Below are 16981 nucleotides of genomic sequence, written 5' to 3' on the forward strand. Positions count from 1 at the left end.
ACGAGTAGGCTAAGGCAGAGGGTGCGGATGGGCATTGCTCACCCCGCCGTAGCGGATCATGCGCGGGTGCGCCTTCGGCGGCATACCCGGCAGGCACATGCTGAGCAGCTCGGGGATGAGGGTGCGGACCACTTTCCAGTCGGTGTCGGCCAGCTCCGGCGGGGTGATGTCCAGATAGCACGCCCACTGGCTGACCCCGGCCACCATGCGGATCAGCTCGGCGAGCGTGTCGGACTCGCCGCCCAGAGCCGGGATCTCGCTGAGCTTTACCGACCCGGAGAACCGTTGCGCCACAATGTCCTTCTTGGTCTGCGCGTCCTGCGGGCTGGCGTAGAACAGCACGTTGGTGTCCAGATCCAGGTAGGGCGAGGTGTTGACCGCGGCGTGCACGGAGGTGGTGTCGAAAATGGTGCTGTACATGCCCAGCCCGAGAATGGCGGCGCTCTCCATGGCGCCGCGCAGCAGGGCCGCCCGCGGATCGCCGTCGCCCTGCACCCCGAAGCTGATGAGCGGCAACGCTTCCGCCTTGCGGGTCAGGAACACCCCGATGGTGGGCAGGGGCAGCTCGGGACGGGTCAGATAGCTCGCCTTGACCTCATATTCGGAATCGGGTCCCAGCTTCAGGGTGGCGAGCACCCGCGCCGCATCGGCGTCGTCGACAATCACGGCCGGGGCGGGCGTGTCGGTGTACCAGTTGAGGATGAACGAGTCGATCTGCACCGCTTCGATCAGCGCGTTGCGCAATGCGCGCTCCAGGCTCACGTGCGCCGCGGTGCCGGTGGAAAACGAAGGGGTGAAAAGGACATCGCCGCGCGCAGGATCGGTGGTGAAACCAAGGAAGAACAGTTGGGCGGGCACCCACACCTGCTCGCCGGGCCGCACCAGCGACGGGCAGCTCACCCAGGCGATCACGTCGTCCTCGCCGGGGGAGCGGGCGCTGTAGCGGTGCAGCCGCCCGGCCAGCGCCTCCTGCTGGCCGGCATCGAGGATGCCGAGCAGCTCCAAGGGCAGGCACGGCCCCTCCTGGCTCAGCTCACGCCTTGTCGCGTAACGGAAATCGGCGTCGAACATGCGGATCGCGGTCATCGCCGCATAGCGTTCGACGCTCTCGCCCATCAATTTGATCATGGCCTCTTCGTTGTACAGGCCGTAGCCGCTCAGGTGGTACTGCACCTGAAGATGCGGGTCGTTCATGATCTGGCGGTGGTAGTGCGGCATGGTCGCGGTCATCGCCCGCATCTGCGGCTCGCCGGGAATGTCAGCGACCGACACGAAGAAGCCGGGCATGATGCCGGTCTGGTTGCCGCCCAGATGCCGGTAGCGGCGCATCAGGTGCGGCATCGGGGGATAGAAGCGGGCGCCACTCACCGCAGCACCTGGGCGACGATCCGGTCGACGGCGGCCCGGCTGTTGAAGTTGATCTCCTTGAGCCGCTGCCGGGACACCTTGCCGCAAGCCGGGCAGTTGGGCATCCGCAACAGATCCTGGGTCTGGATCTCCCAGGTCGGCAGGTGGATCGACAGGGCCCGGCCGGCGAAGCGCGACGACCCGGTGGCCGCGTGCAGGTAGCCCTCGGTGATCGCCATCGCGGTCAGCATCGCCATCATCGGCGCGTCGGTGTCGCGCTCGGTGGCCCGGCCCGCGGGGGAGCGGGCGAAATCGTGATAGGTGACGTGGTCCTCCAGCCGGGCCAGCGCCCGCTGCTCGAAACACTCGAAGCAGCCCGTGTGTGGGGACTTCAGCCCGACCATCGACACGAACGGCCCGTCGATGAAGGCGCTCACCCACGGCACATCGTGGCCCTCGATGAGCCGGTTGAGGTTGCGCAGCAACGGAAGCCAAGGCCGCTGGAAACACGTGACGATGCAGGCCGCGCTCAGGAAGGCCGGCCGCAGGTCGGCGATGGCCTGCTCGGTGGCCAAGCCGTCGATACGTGAGGTCAGATCGGCCCGGGTCAGCGCCTCGGTCTGCTCGACCACGGTCAGCCGCAGCCGCATCCCCTCCGCCAGCAGCTTTGCGTGCGGGACAGCGGCCGAGGAGTCGGTCAGAAACAGCACCTCGCCCGTAGGCGCGCCGCCGCCGGTCGGATAGGGGGTGACCAGCCGGCCCAGCAGAGCCGCGGTCACCTGGTCCTGGCTTGCCGCCTCACCGGCCTGCGCCACCATGCCGGCGCCGGACAGGTCGATGAACAGCCGCTCGACATTGGCTTTCTCGATGGGCAACAGGCCGGGGTCGAGATGATCGGCCAGCTGCATCGGGCCCGAGGCCAAGGCCCGCAGCGCGGCCTTGACCGTCTTGCCGACCGCCGGGGGCTCGGCGCTGACATCGATCACCGCTTCTTCGAAGTTCCACACGCCGGTGCGGATGCGCACCCGGCCCGCGCTGTCCTCGATGATGCGGGTCGTGCTCGCCAGAACGTAAGCCACTACTCCTCCTGACCGACGACCGTGACATGCACGACGTGGCGGGTGTGCCCGTCGAGCCCCAGGGTGCGCTCGAGGGTCTGCTTGTCATAGCTGCCTTGATCGCATCCGGCCAGGCCGAGTGCTGTCCGGGCCAGATGCAGGTTCTGCAGGATCGCGCCGACCTCGATGAGTCCGAAGACGACACCGCTGTCACCGTATTTGCGCGAATTGTGGTACAGGTTGTAGACGAAGGTCAATGCGAAGGCGGACTTCGTTATCTCCAGGTCGGGCGAGCGCAACGTCTCGGCCTGTGGCTCATCCAGCACTCTGCACAGCGCATTGGCGTGCGGCAGGAACTGGTAGGTGGCCGGCGCGATGCCGTTCACCGCGAAGGCGTGCACGAACAGCGAGACCGGGTAGAGGCCGCCGCCCGAAGGCGCGTTTCGCAGCTTGATGATGCCGTGCGGCGCGGCCGGGTTGCCGTAGGGAAGCTCGCCGGAAATCCCTTGGCAGTGAAACAGAATTGACGCGAGATCGGCGAGTTCGACCGGTTTGCCGGAGAAGCCGCGGGTGCTGCGCCGGGCGGTGACCGCGGCGGTCAGGCCCACCTTGATCGCCTTCGGCTTGGGCAGCTCGATGGCGTCGCGAAGATCCTCTTCCAGGTCGGCGTGGCATGAGGACAGCACCGCGTCGGGCTCGTAGAAACGGCCGATGCCAAGCTGGAAGCCGAGCCTGGTGTTGTCGCTGCGATAGTTCAGCAGCAGTTGTTCACCGGCGAAGTCGTCATCGGCGGCCGCCCATCTGCCTCGTACCACGGCGTCGGGCGGATTGACCACAGTGGACGACGTGTAGATCGAGACGATCGTGTGCTGCATCGCGAAGCCGCCGGCCGCGCGTAGGTAGCTGTGCTCTCCAAGAGCCTGCTCGACTTCTTGCTTGGATCGCTGGTAGGCCATCGCGCTCCCGGTCTTAGGCATAGAGACGGTGGCGTCGCCAATGCGCCGCCACCGGGTTTCCGCTGGTGCCGCTGACTACCAGGAGCAGCAGCTTGTGCAGCAGCAGTTTCCGCCGCCACACGTGGTCGAGGCGCCTGGAGCGACGGTCACGGTGAGGCCACCTGTCGCAGTGGTGCCTACCTGGCCAGAGAAGCTCAGCATGGATAACCCCTCTTCATTGGACACATGGTGTCATCGATGAATGACGGTACGCTAGCAGGCGAAAGGGGACTTCGGAAAGAACGAATAAATGAATACCTCAAAGTCTCCCCGATCGCCGCCGGCTCGGCCGGTAATCCTCATTTGCCCGCTTTGTGGCCGGATCTTTTTGCAAGGAATTGACATCGATGGCACGATCGCGCCGCTTGAATATATTTGATTGTCTAGATCCGTCACGGGGGATGTGACGACAGGATGAGGTAGATGGCAGGAACCCCGGCCGGCGACTGGCTGATTCATAAAGCGTTCGAACTACAAGTTCGCAAGACACCCGCTGCGATCGCGCTCATCCATGGCGCGACCGAGATTACCTACGACCAGCTCAACCGGGCAGCCAATGCCATCGCCTGGCGATTGCGGGCACAGGGCGCGCGCCGCGGCGACCTGATTGGTGTCTATATGCACCGCACTGAGTGGCTCGTCGCCGCCCTGCTCGGCGTGCTGAAAGCGGGCGGCGCATATGTCCCGCTGGATCCGGCATATCCGGCGGAGCGGCTGGCCCTGATGGCCGCCGACTCGCAGCTGCGCCACGTGGTGGCCGAGTCGGCCGAACCCTTGCCGTGGCTTGCCGAAGTGGCTGTCATCGCCGCCCACGCGCCGGGCGGGCTCGAGGACAATCTTGACGGCGAGGGCAGGGCCGACGATGCGGCCTACATCATCTACACCTCCGGCTCGACCGGCCGGCCCAAGGGCGTGGTGATAGAGCACCGCAACACCCACAACCTCATCGACTGGCTGCTGGCCAACTACGACGCGGCCGAACTGGGCGGCGCGCTGTTCTCCGGGTCGATGGCGTTCGACTTCTCGATAGCGGAGATCTACCCGGCCCTGCTCAGCGGCGGGACTGTGGTGCAGATCGACAACCTGCTCGCGCTGCCCGAGGCGCCGGCCCGGGACCGGGTCACCACCATCTGCGCGGTGCCCTCGGCCATGGCGGCCCTGCTTGCCCAGCCACTGCCGCCCTCGGTGCGCACGGTCAATCTGAGCGGTGAGGCCGCCAGCCGAGCGCTGGTCGAGCGGGTCTACGCCAACCCAGGCGTGACGCGGGTGCTGAACCTTTACGGGCCAACGGAATGCACCACCTACGCCACCGCTTATGAGGTGCCGCGCGACGAGACCGGAATGGTGCCGCTGGGCGGGCCCATCGATGGGGCCACCCTAAGCGTGCGCGATGCCGATGGGGCGCCAGTGGTGGAGGGCACGGTCGGCGAGCTGTGGGTGGGCGGGGCCGGAGTGACCCGCGGCTACCTGCGCCGGCCGGAGCTGACCGAGGCTGCCTTCGTCGAACTGGCCGGTATGGGCCGGGCGTATCGAACCGGCGACCTTGTCAGCGTCGAGGGCGGCCTGGTCTATTACCACGGACGGGTCGACCATCAGGTAAAGGTGCGCGGATTCCGGGTCGAGCTGGGCGAGGTGGAAGCCACCCTGGTCGCGCATCCCCTGGTGCGCAACGCGGTGGTGCTGGCCAGAACCGACGATGAGGGCGCCGCTTCGCTGGTCGGTTACGCCGAATGCGACAGCGGGCCCGATGAGCCGGAGCTGCGTGCCCATCTGGCCCGGCAACTGCCCGAATACATGGTTCCGGCGCGGATTCTGTTGCTTGGCCAGATCCCGGTCCTGCCCACCGGAAAGGCCGACCGCACGGCGCTCGCGGCGCTGCCCATTCCCGCTCCGCGAACGCGCGATGCCGTCGCGCCCCGCTCGGCGGTGGAGGGTGAGCTGTTCCGGATATCGGCGAATGCGCTGGGGCACAGCGGATTCGGGGTGCTTGACCGGTTCGGTGAGGTGGGCGGGCACTCGCTGACCGCGGCCCGCATCGCCGCGCTGGCCCGGGTCGCCTTCGACGTGGCGCTCTCGCCGCTTGACGTGCAGACCCACCCAACCGTCGCTGAACTGGCCAGCCTGATCACCGCTCGTTCCGACTCCGGCACGCACACCGTGCCGGATGGGGTGCGACCGGTACGCCAGCACGGCCGCCGTGTCTACCCGCTGACGGCCGCGCAGCGCGAGTTCTGGACGATCCGTGAGCTGTCCGGGCCGGAGGCGACCACTATCGCGGTGCGGCTGCGGCTGTCCGGGGTCACCGGGGCCTGGCCCGTTCAGCAGGCGCTCAATGCGGTGGTCGCCCGGCACGAGGTATTCCGCTGCGCCTACGCGCGCACGGCCGACGGCGCTCTGACCGCGACGGTGCAAGACGCCTGCACGGTTGAGCTGACCGAAGCCTCCGCTGCCATGCAGCCGTTCTCGCTGGATGGCAGCGAACCCGCGTTGCGGGCGGTGATGACGCGCAGCGGCGACGGACTCGACCTCATCGTGGCCACCGATCACCTCGTCTTCGACGGATGGTCGGTGGGCGTGCTGATGCGTGAGCTCGCATCGGATGTGGCGGCAGCGTTGCGCGGGGACACCCCCATGTCCGCCGGGAACCGTTGGCAGGTAGGCGATCTGGCCGTAGCGGAAGAGAGTCAGCAGGTCAGTGCCAGCGACGTGGCCTACTGGCGGGACAGGCTTGCCGAAGCTGCCGCGCCACACGACCTTCCCGCGACTCCCTCGGCTGCGGACGAGTCAATGTTGTACGGTCGCCATAGCCGGGCGTTGACTGTCGAATATGGACAGTCGGTCGCCCGGATGGCGAGCGAGATCGGGGTCAGCCCGTTCGCGGTTTACCTGGCCGCGTTGGCGGTCGTGGTCAACGGCCTGACCGGGCGTGCGGACACCCTGCTCAGCGCACCTTACGCCCGTCGCGACGAGCCCGGCGCCGAGGCTCTTGTCGGGCCGCTGCTGGGCGTGCTGCCGCTGCGTTGCCAGGTAGAACCTGGCCGTGCCTTCGCCGATCTGGCGCGCGAGCTGACCCGGCTGACCGCGGAAGGCTTGAGCCACACCGATCTGAGCTTTGAGCAGATGATGGCGCCGGTGGCCCGCGAGCCGGGGCAGCCGGCACTGCCGGTGATGCTCAGTATGCAACCACCGGACGTCCCGGTGCGGGCGTCCGCCGACGGCGTGCACGTGGAACTGGTCGGCGAGATCCGGGGTGGCGGGAACCCGCAAGTCCTATCGGTTTTCGTCAACGACACCGCCGATGGGCCGGAGCTGGCCGTGGAGTATCCGCCCGCGCGCTTCGGCTCGGCGGACGCGGAAGCGTTCGCGGCGCGTCTGATGAGGGTGCTCGACGCGGCATTGGAGAACCCGTACCGGTCCGTGGGCTCCATAGCCCTGCTGAGCGATCAGGAGCGCGAGCTGATCACGCGTTGGGGCACCACGCAGTCCAGCGGATCCGCGCTCGATCCGGTGCGGTCGGTGCTTTCGCAGACGTCGCGTGACCCGCAGGCCATCGCCGTCGTGGCGGCGGACGGCGAGCTCACCTATGCGGAGCTGGAAGCGTTCTCGGGCAAGGTGGCCGCGGCGCTGACCGCGGCCGGGCTGCGCCGCGGGGAGATCGTCGGCGTGGGAATGCCCCGGCAGCGGCTGCTTCCCGCTGTCCTGCTCGGCGTCTGGCGGGCCGGAGGCGCGTTCGTGCCGCTCGACCCGGACCATCCGGCCGAGCGGCTGGCCTACCAGATGGACGACTGCGCGGTGCGGCTGCTGCTGACCGACGGCACAGTCTCCTTCCCGGGCCGGGACGGCCTGCGGGTGCTCGACATCTTCGCCCTCGACGGCGTGGCGGAACGGGTGACGCCCGTGCCGGGAACCGACGAAATCTGTTACGTGCTCTACACGTCGGGATCCACCGGCCGGCCCAAGGGGGTGGAGGTCAGCCATGCCAATCTGGGGGTGAACCTGACCGCCATGCGCGAGCTGATCCGGGTCGGCCCGGGTGACGTGGTGCTTTGCCTCTCTCCGATCTCCTTCGACGTTGGCCATCTGGGCATCTGGCTGCCGCTGGCCCTTGGCGCGCAATGTGTTCTCGTCGACTCGGCCACCGCGCTGGACGGGCACGCGCTGGCGCGCCGGATCGAGCAGGTGGGGGCCACGGTGCTGTTTACGCCGCCGACCGGGCTTCGGCTGCTGCACGCGGCCGGGTGGGCGGGCCGGGACGGCCTGCGGGTCATGGCGGCGGGTGAGGCGCTGGAGCCGGCCCTGTCGCGTTACCTGACCGGCCGGGTCGCGCAGCTGTGGAACGGCTATGGCCCAACGGAGACCGCCATCATCGCCACCATGCACCTTACCCAGGGCGACGAGGCGACCTCTGTGCCGATTGGCAGACCCCCTTCCGGGTACCAGATAAAAGTCATCGACCAAGCGGGACGCCTTGTCCCACCGGGGGTCACCGGCGAGTTGCTGATCGGCGGACCGGCCGTGTCCCGTGGCTACCGCAACCTTCCCGCGGTCACCGCGCAGGCCTTCCGCGACAACCACTATCACACCGGTGATCTGGTGCGCTGGCTGTCCGGGGGAGTGCTGGACTACCTCGGGCGGCGGGATCATCAGGTCAAGGTGCGCGGCCACCGGGTCGAGCTGGGCGAGGTGGAGTCGGTGCTGCGCGAGCATCCGAAGATCGCCGACGCGGCCGTGACCGTGTCGCGCCCGGCCGGGGAGACCCAGCTGGTCGGTTACGTGGTCTGGCACTCGGAGCCGGATGTGCCCGCCGCGCAAGAGTTTCTCGCCGAACGGCTGCCCTCGTACATGGTGCCGCAGCGGTGGGTGAGCCTGACCCGGCTGCCGACCACCAGCAGTGGCAAGGTCGATCGCAGGGCGTTGCCGGAACCTGATTCGGCCGATCGCGAACGCACGCCGGTGAGCACCGCGATGCAGGAGTTCGTGGCCGGGATCTGGGCCGAAGTCCTTGCGGTGCCCGAGGTTTACGCCAATGACGACTTCTTCGCCCTCGGCGGTCAATCGCTGTCGGCCACGCGGGTCATCGGGCGGCTGCGTGAGCTGGCCGACATCGAAGTGGCTGTTCGGCTGCTCTTCGACCAGCCGAACCTGGCCCAGTTCTCCGCCACGGTGGAGCAGCGGCTCCTCGACGAGGAGGCGGCGCGATGACTCTGCTCGACCGGGAGGCGCGGGTAAAGGCGCTGCTGACCAGCCGCCTGGCCAAGGCGGGCGAGGCGATCCCGGGCCGGCCCGACCCGGCTTGCCCGGCCCGGCTTTCGGCCGCCCAGCGGGCGATGTGGCTTTCCTGGCAGATCGATCCGGGCAGCCCGGCCTACAACGTGCCGGTGGGCCTGCGCCTGAGCGGGGAGCTGGCGGTGCCCGCGCTGGGTGCGGCGGTGCACGATGTGGTGGCTCGCCACGAGGTTCTCCGCAGCGTCATCACCGGCGAGGGAACCCTTGCCGTGCTTGCGGGCGCGCCGGTCAGCCTGATCATCGATCCGGCCGAGCCGGTGGCACAGGTCGCGTGGCAGCCCTTCGATCTGGCGTCGCAGCCGCCGATGCGGGCGCACCTGTGGCGGACGGGCGTCGCGGAACACCTGCTGCTGTTCACCTTTCACCACATCGCAATGGATGCGTGGTCGATCGGGCTGTTCCTCGACGAGCTGGCCACCGCCTACACCTCGCGCGCTGGCGGGGCGGTTGCGCAGCTCGCGCCTGCACCGCAATATGCCGACTACGTGGCCTGGCGCGGGCCTTCCCGCGCGGAGCCGGACCTGCTCTGGTGGCGGGAGCGGCTGGCAGGCCTGCCGACCGCGGTTGACCTGCCCGGTGACCGGGTGCGGGACAAGGCGGCAGGCTGGTCCGCCGTTCAGGTGCCGCTCGAATTCCCAGCCGACCTGACCGGCCGGGTTCGCGACTACGCCTCGGCCAATGGCAGCACCACCTTCATGGTGCTGCTGGGCGCGGCACAGGCCTTGCTGGGCAAGCTTTCCGGGTCCACCGACATCGCCATCGGGGTGCCGGAAGCGGGCCGCCATCACGCCGGAACCGAGAAGATGCTCGGCTCCTTCGTCAACACGCTGGTGGTGCGGGCAGAGGTGCCTCCGGAGGCCACCGTGGGCGAGCTGTTCGAGCGCACCCGGCAGGGCGCGCTCGACGCTTTCGCGCATGGCGGTGCGCACTTCGCCGAGGTGCTCGAAGCGGTCGCGCCGGAGCGGATCCCGGGGGTGACACCACTTTTTCAAGTGCTGTTCAACGTGCACGATTCCGTTGCCGTGCCGCGGTTTCCCGGCTTGCGAGCGGCGCTGGAGGAGCCGGAGACGCCGGTGGCCAAGTTCGACCTCAGCTTCAACGTCGCCGACCATGGCGCCGAAGGACTGCGCGGAGTGTTGGTGGCGCGGGAGGCGCTCTTCGGGCCCGCTACGGCGCGGCAGATCGCCCGCTGGTACCGCAACGTGCTCGACGGGATGCTCGCCCGCCCCGGCGTGCCCCTCGCCGACATCGCCCTGGCACCCGTGTCCGGCCCGCTGCTGTCCGGCCCGCGCCGGGCGGTGGCCACCGAACCGCTGCACGTGCTGGTGGAACGGCAGGCCGACCTGGTCCCGCAGCGGGTGGCGGTGGTGGCCGCGGACGGGCAGCTGACCTACGCGGAGCTGGACCGGGCCGCGAACCGGCTGGCGCACCGGCTCGGCGCGGCCGGGCTCGGCCCCGGCGACACGATCGGGGTGCTGGCCGAGCGGCGCACTTCGCTCATCGTCGCGCTGCTTGGCGTGCTGAAGGCCGGCTGCGCCTATGTGCCACTGGATCCGGCCTATCCGAGCGAGCGCATCGCGGCGATGCTTTCCGTGGCTAGCGCCGCTGCTCTGGTCACCGAAGCCGCCGAGCTTTTCGGCGCGTGCCCAGTGGTGCAGATCGATGGGCCCGGGCCGGAGCACCGGCCGGAGGTGGCGGTGTCCGGCGCCGATCTGGTCTACGTCATCTTCACGTCGGGCTCCACCGGGGCACCCAAGGGAGTGCAGGTCGAGCATGGACAGCTGGTTGGCTATCTGCACCATGCCCTGGAGAGGCTGGGCGAGCCGGCGGCCGGCGGGCGCTCCTTCGCGCTCGTGTCGACGATCGCGGCCGATCTGGGGCTGACCAACGTGTTCGGGGCGCTGCTCACCGGAGGAACGCTGCACCTGATCGACCGGGAGGTGGCCGCCGACCCGGTGGCGCTGACCCGCTATGTGGAGCAGAACCCGATCGATGTGCTCAAGTGTGTGCCGAGTCATCTGCAAATGCTTGCCGCGCACGGGAACCTGGCCGCGCTGCTGCCACGGCGGCTGCTCATCGTCGCGGGCGAGCCGTGCCCGTGGGATCTGGTGGCACGGGTGCGGGCGGTGCGGCCGGAGCTGGCGATCCAGAACTCGTACGGCCCCACCGAGACGACGGTGGCGGTGTTCATGTACGAGGTGGCCGACGGCGACGCCGACGCGGGTTCGCTCCCGCTGGGCACGCCATTGCCCAATGTGGACTGTTACGTGGTGGATGGCGCGGGGCGTCCGCTTCCGGCGGGGGTGCCGGGCGAGCTTTGGCTGGGCGGCCCGAGCGTGGCCCGTGGCTATGCGGGGCGGGACGATCTGACCGCCGCGCGGTTCGTACCGGATCCGGTGCACGGCAACGTGCGCTGTTACCGCACCGGGGACAGGGTGAGCATCGGCCGTGACGGCTCGGTGCGTTTCCTGGGCCGCGGCGACGATCAGGTCAAGGTGCGCGGCTTCCGGGTCGAGCTGCAAGAGGTGGTGGCGGCGTTGCGGGCCTGCCCCGGGGTGGCCGACGCGGCCGTTCTGCCGGCCGGGGTGGCCCATCAGCGGCGTCTGGTGGCCTGGGTGAGCCCGGAAAGTGTTGACACCGCGGCCGTCCGCGCGGCCTTGCGCCGCAGGCTGCCCGACTACATGGTGCCCTCCTCGTTGATAGCGATGCCGAATCTGCCGATGAACCCGAACGGCAAGCTGGACCGTGCCGCTCTGCAGGCCTCGCAAACCGAGGCCGAACAGGGTCGCGGCGGGCCGCCGAGCACGCCCGGGGAGCTGCTCGTGGCACAGGTGTGGCAGCGCCTGCTAGGAGTCACCGACATCGGCGCCGATGACGACTTCTTCGCCCTGGGCGGTGACTCGTTTCAAGCGGTTCGGGCGGTGCGCGAAATCGATCCGGGATTGCGCGTGGTGGATCTGTTCACCAGCCCCACGGTGCGTGAGCTGGCTGCCATGCTGGACGGTTCCGGCTCCGGCGGTCACCTGCTGCACAGACTTGGCGGAAGCCGCGACGCCGAGCTGACCGTGGTCTGCATCCCTTACGGCGGTGGGTCTGCCGCCGCCTACCGGCCGCTCGCGCAGGCTCTCGGCGACCGGGTGTGTACCCTGGCGGCCGAGCTTCCCGGTCACGATCCGGCCCGGCCGGACGAAGCGTTGCTGCCGTTGGAGAATCTGGTCAGCCTGCTCGCCGACGAAATTGTTTCGGCAAAGCCAGGGCCGCTTATCGTTTACGGTCACTGCGTCGGCACCGCGACCGCGGTGGCGCTGGCGGCCGAGTTGGAGTCGCGCGAGGTCACCCTGGATTGTGTGGTGCTGGGCGGGGCGTTCCCGGCGGCACGCCTGCCGGGCCGCGTTTCGGCGCTGGTGAGCCGGATTCTGCCCACGGATCGGCGCATCTCGGATCGCACCTATCGCGACATTCTGCGGCTGCTGGGCGGAATGGAGGACCTCGACGACGCCGAGGCCAACCAGATGATGCACAGCCTGCGCCACGACGCCCGGCAGGCCGAAGCCTGGTTCACCGCCCGGCTGGCCGACGGGCAGGGCCGCCTGCGCGCTCCGATCCTTTGCGTGGTCGGCGAGCGGGACAGGGGCACCGAGCTTTACCGCGAACGCTTCCTGGAGTGGGGTGCTTTCAGCGATCGGCTGCAATTGGCCACCATCGCGCGCGCCGGGCATTACTTCGTCAAGCATCAGGCGGATCAGCTTGCGGCCATCATCGAGCGCCGCGGGCCTTTCCACACGGTCGCGCAGGATGCCGCGGCCGTGCAGCGCGGGCTTCGCGCCTTCTACACCGTCGCCTTTGGACAGACGATTTCCCTTATCGGGTCGGCCATCGGCTCCTTCGCCCTCGGTGTCTGGGCGTATCAGCGCCAGGGCGCGATGTTCGACTACGCCTTGGTCACCATGCTGGCGTTGCTGCCCACCATCGCGCTGCTGCCGCTGGGCGGTGCGGTGGCGGACAGGTTCGACCGGCGACGGATCATGATTGCATGTGATGGGGTGTCCGCGCTGGCGATGCTAGCGCTGTCCATCGCGCTGGCCCTGGACCGGCTGGACCTGTGGCTGGTCGCGCTCATTGCCGGGCTGGGCTCGGCGGTCACCGCATTCCATCGGCCCGCGTATCTCGCCGCCGTCGGGCAGCTCGTGCCCAAACCCTTTCTCACCCAAGCGAATGCCCTTGCTCAGCTGGGTACCGGGGTCGGCCTGTTCCTGGCCCCGATGGCCGGCGGCGTCCTCGTGGTCAGCTTCGGGCTGCCCTTCGTCATCGGCCTGGACGTCGCCTCGTTCAGCATCGGTCTGCTGACCCTGCTGCTGGTTCGCTTTCCCGACAAGCTTTTCCGCCGTCGCGACGAGACCTTCGCCCGCGCGGTGGCCGGTGGCTGGCGGTATCTGATGCGCCGCCGCCCGCTGAAGATCATGATTGTCTACTTCACCGTGGTGAACTATCTGTTCATGCTGGCGCTGGTCGTCTCGACACCGATGGTGCTGGCCTTCGACAGCGCCACCGGCCTGGGCGTGGTCACCGCGGCCAGCGGGCTGGGCGCGGCATTGGGCAGCGCGGTGATGGTGGCGTGGGGTGGCACGCGCCGCCGCGCCCTGGGCATGGTCGGCTTCGTCATCGGCATGGGCGTAGGGGTGGCCGTGATGGGCCTGCGCCCGTCGATCCCGGTGATCGCTGTTGGGGCGGCGCTCTGGTACGCGAGCCTCAGCATGGTCAACGCCCACTGGATCGCCATGATCCAGCTCAAGGTGGGTCTGGAGCTGCAGGGCAGGGTGCTGGCGATGAACCAGATGATGGCGGTGGCGATGACACCGCTGGCGTTCGTCACCGCGCCATACCTTGCCGAGGCGTTCACCCCGTTGCTGGCAGCCAATGGTCCCCTCGCCGATTCGGCCGGCGCCGTGCTCGGCGAAGGCGCGGGGCGCGGCATGGGTTTGCTGCTAGTGATCTGCGGGGCGGCGCTGGCCGTGATCGGCGCGGCGGGCTTGCGCTACCGGCCGCTGTCGCGAATGGAGGATGACCTGCCCAACGCGGTAACCGGTGCGGAGATCGCCGACGACCTGGACGAGGTGCAAGCGGAGGCGGATCGCTCGCTGACGCCGACATCGACTACTAGGTTGGTGAAATCGACATAGCGCGAAGTCGATTCGCAGGGTAGAAATACGTCATCCCATCCTTTCATGATTTCGCCACAAAGCGGACTTGTCGGGAGAGCGCTCTCCCGTTCCACAGCAACGTTTCTGCTCACGTACCGCTCCGCCAGGCGGAGAGAGGACCTACCGCATGATTACCCCCCGTCCCACCAAGGGGCAGCTCGGCCGGATGCTCGTGTTCGGCGTCGCGCTGCTGACCGCCGCCACCACGACCGGCACCTTCGCCTCCGCTGCTCCGCCGAGCTCCGGCCCGGCGGACCTGGGCGTGAACGTCACCGTCTTCGACCCGGGCATGCCGGTCAGCGCGATTCAGGCAACCCTCGACCAGACGCACGCGGCGCAGGTCGACAACGAGATGGGCACCCAGCGCTACGCCTTCCTGTTCAAACCGGGCACCTACGGCACCTTGGAGAGCCCTCTCCAGATCAAGGTCGGCTACTACACCGAGATCGCGGGTCTGGGCGCCTCGCCCACCGACGTCGTGATCAACGGCAAGGTCGAGGTCTACAACCGGTGCCTGGAGAACGGCGGCACCAGTAACTGCCTGGCGCTGGTCAACTTCTGGCGCACCCTGTCCAACCTGACCATCAACATCAACTCGGCGGGGCAGGACGGCTGCCGCGCCTCGGCCAACTTCTGGGCCGTGTCCCAGGCGGTGTCGATGCGCCGTCTCAACATCACCGGGGCCAACCTGTCCCTGATGGACTACTGCACGGCCGGTCCGCAATACGCCAGTGGCGGTTTCATCGCCGATTCGCGGCTGCCCTTCACCATCAACGGGTCACAGCAGCAGTGGCTGACCCGTAACAGCGAGGTCGCGGGCTGGTCCAACGGGGTGTGGAACCAGGTCTTCGCCGGTGTCGTCGGCGCGCCCGACGCCACGGCCTTCCCCACGCCGCCCTACACCACACTGGAAACCACCCCGGTCAGCCGCGAGAAGCCTTTCCTTTTCGTGGACGCGCAGGGCAGGTACCAGGTCCGGGTTCCCTCGGCACAGACCAACACCCGCGGGATCACCTGGGCCGGGGGGCTGACCCCGGGGCGCACCATCCCGTTGAGCGACTTCTTCGTCGCCAAGCCGACAGACTCGGTGCACCTGATCAACCTGCAGCTCGCCCGCGGCAAGCATCTGCTGTTCACCCCCGGCGTCTACGACATCGGCCGCAGCATTGAGGTGTGGCGTCCCAACACGGTCGTGCTCGGCCTGGGTCACCCCACGCTGACCGCGGTCCACGGCTCCACGCCGCTGGACGTGGCCAACGTACCCGGCATCATCGTCGCCGGGCTCACCATCGATGCGGGCCTGGAGAAGTCGCCTGTGCTGCTGCGGGTTGGCCGGCGGCACGGCTTGCTTCCGGGCTTGCCGAGCAACCCGACCACCCTGTCCGATGTGTACTTCCGCGTGGGTGGGCCGCACATCGGCAAGACCGAGACCGCGCTGGAGGTCAACAGCGATCACGTGCTCATCGATCACACCTGGGTGTGGCGCGGTGACCACGGTGTGGACGACCTGACCGACACCGAACGCTGGAACACCAACACCGGAAACTACGGCGCGATCATCAACGGCGACCACGTGACCGCCCTGGGCCTATTCGTGGAGCATTTCCAGAAATACAACACGGTCTGGAACGGCGAACACGGCACCACGGTCCTTTACCAGAACGAGCTTCCCTACGATCCGCCCACCCAGGCCGACTGGATGAACGGCACCGTGGAGGGCTTCGCCGGGTACAAGGTAGGCGACCGCGTTCGCAGCCACACCCTCTACGGCGCGGGCGTGTACGTGTTCAACCGCAACAACCCGGATATCCACACCGAAAACGGCTTCGAGGTCCCGCAGGGGCCCGGCATCAAGCTGAGTCACATCATGACGGTCAACCTCAGCGCGGGAATCATCGATCACGTCGTCAACGGCGTGGGCGATCCGGCGGACACCACCAAGATCGGTGTCCCGATCTACATCACGCAATACCCGGCTCCGTAACACCTGGCGCAGGCGGCATCTGTCCCCAGGACGATGCCGCCTGCTCGCCATGAGCGCCGATCCGTGGGCGGGCCGGCCGATTTCCGGCTAGCGTTGGCAAGGGTATGAACGCGAAGATGTGCCTGGGGCTGCTCCTGCTGGCCGGGTCGTATGTCCAGCTGCTGTTTCCGCGCCACATGTTCACCGACCCCGAGGTGTTCTTCCAGGGGTACCCGATCGTGCCCGGCAATCTGCTCGGCGGCGCCGCGGCGCTCTCCGCGCTGGGGCTCATCCTCTTCGGCGAAGGTGTCTGCGAAAGGCTTGGGGCGCCCTGCCTGTCGGGTCTGGTGAGCGCTGGCCCGCGTGGTCTGGTGCGGGTGCTGGTGGCCGCGGCCGCCGCCGGGCTGGCGATGGAGCTCATGGCCCAATGGCTGGGCAAGCTCTGGGTCTATCCTTATTGGACACAATGGTTCTACTGGCTGGTCCTGTTGCCTGGATTCGTTTTCTACTGGGCTGCCATCGTGGAGAGCTACCTTGCCGCCAAAGCGTTCCTGGACTGGATGGCGCAGCCGCGCAGCCGCGCCCTCGGCGGGCCACCGAGCTGGGTCGCCATCGCGCTTCTCGGCGTCGCCGGCGCCCTGCTGCTGGGCGTTGCGGGCTGGCGCTACCTGGCCTGGTACTCCGAACGCGGCGGCTACGTCTTCGCTGTCACCAAGCCGCTGCCAAACGCGCCGCCTTTCGGCTATGTCCTGCTGGCCTTCGTGGGAGCCGTGCTGCTCGCCGAGTGGGGCTTGCATGCGCGCGGCCTGCCCTCGCTGATCGGCAGCGCGCGCAGGGCTTATTGGATGCCCTTGGCGGCGGTGGCGGTCAGCTCGGTGCTCGTGTCGTTGTTTGTGGAAGGCCAGAATGCGGTCAACCGGTTCTGGGCCTACACACACTTTCCCGCGCCCGGCTTCGCTGTGTGGGGTGTGCCGGTCACCGTGTTCGCGGCGTGGCCGTGGCAGTACCTGATCTTCCTGTTGGTGGCCAGCCTATTCGGGCCTGGCCTGGCCAACCTGTTCTGGCGCGCCCCCGGCGAGTCAGCGCGCTGACGCCTGCGGCCCCACTGTTTGCCGAATGTGGACCTCGGGT

Annotated in this window: 7 protein-coding genes; 4 read left to right on the forward strand and 3 right to left on the reverse strand. The window is 68.4% G+C overall.

Going from position 1 to position 16981, the window contains the following annotated elements:
• Nucleotides 1–9: 9 nt before the first annotated feature.
• From Rhe02_RS05000 to Rhe02_RS05010, 3 genes are read right to left on the reverse strand one after another with little or no spacing between them, the layout of a single operon-like run.
• Nucleotides 10–1368, reverse strand: a complete 1359-nt coding sequence (locus tag Rhe02_RS05000; protein ID WP_203906876.1) for a YcaO-like family protein — start codon at nt 1366–1368, stop codon at nt 10–12.
• Entirely contained in the window at nt 1365–2426 is a 1062-nt protein-coding gene (locus Rhe02_RS05005) for a TOMM precursor leader peptide-binding protein (RefSeq protein ID WP_203906877.1), read from the reverse strand. Before Rhe02_RS05005 ends, Rhe02_RS05000 begins: the two co-directional genes overlap by 4 nt.
• A complete protein-coding gene (locus Rhe02_RS05010; protein ID WP_203906878.1) occupies nt 2426–3382 on the reverse strand; it encodes a SagB family peptide dehydrogenase in 957 nt (318 codons plus the stop codon). The genes Rhe02_RS05005 and Rhe02_RS05010 overlap by 1 nt, the downstream gene beginning before the upstream one ends.
• Nucleotides 3383–3823: 441 nt before the next feature.
• On the opposite strand from Rhe02_RS05010, the gene Rhe02_RS05015 reads away from it, so the two are divergent.
• From Rhe02_RS05015 to Rhe02_RS05030, 4 genes are all read left to right on the forward strand, one after another.
• A complete protein-coding gene (locus tag Rhe02_RS05015; protein WP_203906879.1) occupies nt 3824–8602 on the forward strand; it encodes a non-ribosomal peptide synthetase in 4779 nt (1592 codons plus the stop codon).
• Nucleotides 8599–13866 carry a non-ribosomal peptide synthetase/MFS transporter gene (locus Rhe02_RS05020; protein WP_203906880.1) on the forward strand — a complete coding sequence of 1756 codons (5268 nt, stop codon included), beginning with the start codon at nt 8599–8601 and terminating at the stop codon, nt 13864–13866. The genes Rhe02_RS05015 and Rhe02_RS05020 overlap by 4 nt, the downstream gene beginning before the upstream one ends.
• A gap of 148 nt (nt 13867–14014) precedes the next feature.
• Nucleotides 14015–15871 (forward strand): pectate lyase-like domain-containing protein, encoded by a 1857-nt coding sequence (locus Rhe02_RS05025; RefSeq protein ID WP_203906881.1) that lies wholly within the window; start codon nt 14015–14017, stop codon nt 15869–15871.
• Between the two features lie 104 nt (nt 15872–15975).
• Complete coding sequence (locus Rhe02_RS05030; protein WP_203906882.1) at nt 15976–16941, forward strand: hypothetical protein; 966 nt, start codon at nt 15976–15978, stop codon at nt 16939–16941.
• Nucleotides 16942–16981: the final 40 nt, after the last annotated feature.

It is taken from the genome of Rhizocola hellebori (assembly GCF_016862955.1).
Classification (GTDB): Bacteria; Actinomycetota; Actinomycetes; order Mycobacteriales; family Micromonosporaceae; genus Rhizocola; species Rhizocola hellebori.

What these genes read in the sequence shown, in the direction of transcription:
- Rhe02_RS05010 (WP_203906878.1), bottom strand. Translation starts at nt 3,382, where the DNA reads ATGCCTAAGACCGGGAGCGCGATGGCCTACCAGCGATCCAAGCAAGAA.
- Rhe02_RS05015 (WP_203906879.1), top strand. Translation starts at nt 3,824, where the DNA reads ATGGCAGGAACCCCGGCCGGCGACTGGCTGATTCATAAAGCGTTCGAA.
- Rhe02_RS05020 (WP_203906880.1), top strand. Translation starts at nt 8,599, where the DNA reads ATGACTCTGCTCGACCGGGAGGCGCGGGTAAAGGCGCTGCTGACCAGC.
- Rhe02_RS05025 (WP_203906881.1), top strand. Translation starts at nt 14,015, where the DNA reads ATGATTACCCCCCGTCCCACCAAGGGGCAGCTCGGCCGGATGCTCGTG.
- Rhe02_RS05030 (WP_203906882.1), top strand. Translation starts at nt 15,976, where the DNA reads ATGAACGCGAAGATGTGCCTGGGGCTGCTCCTGCTGGCCGGGTCGTAT.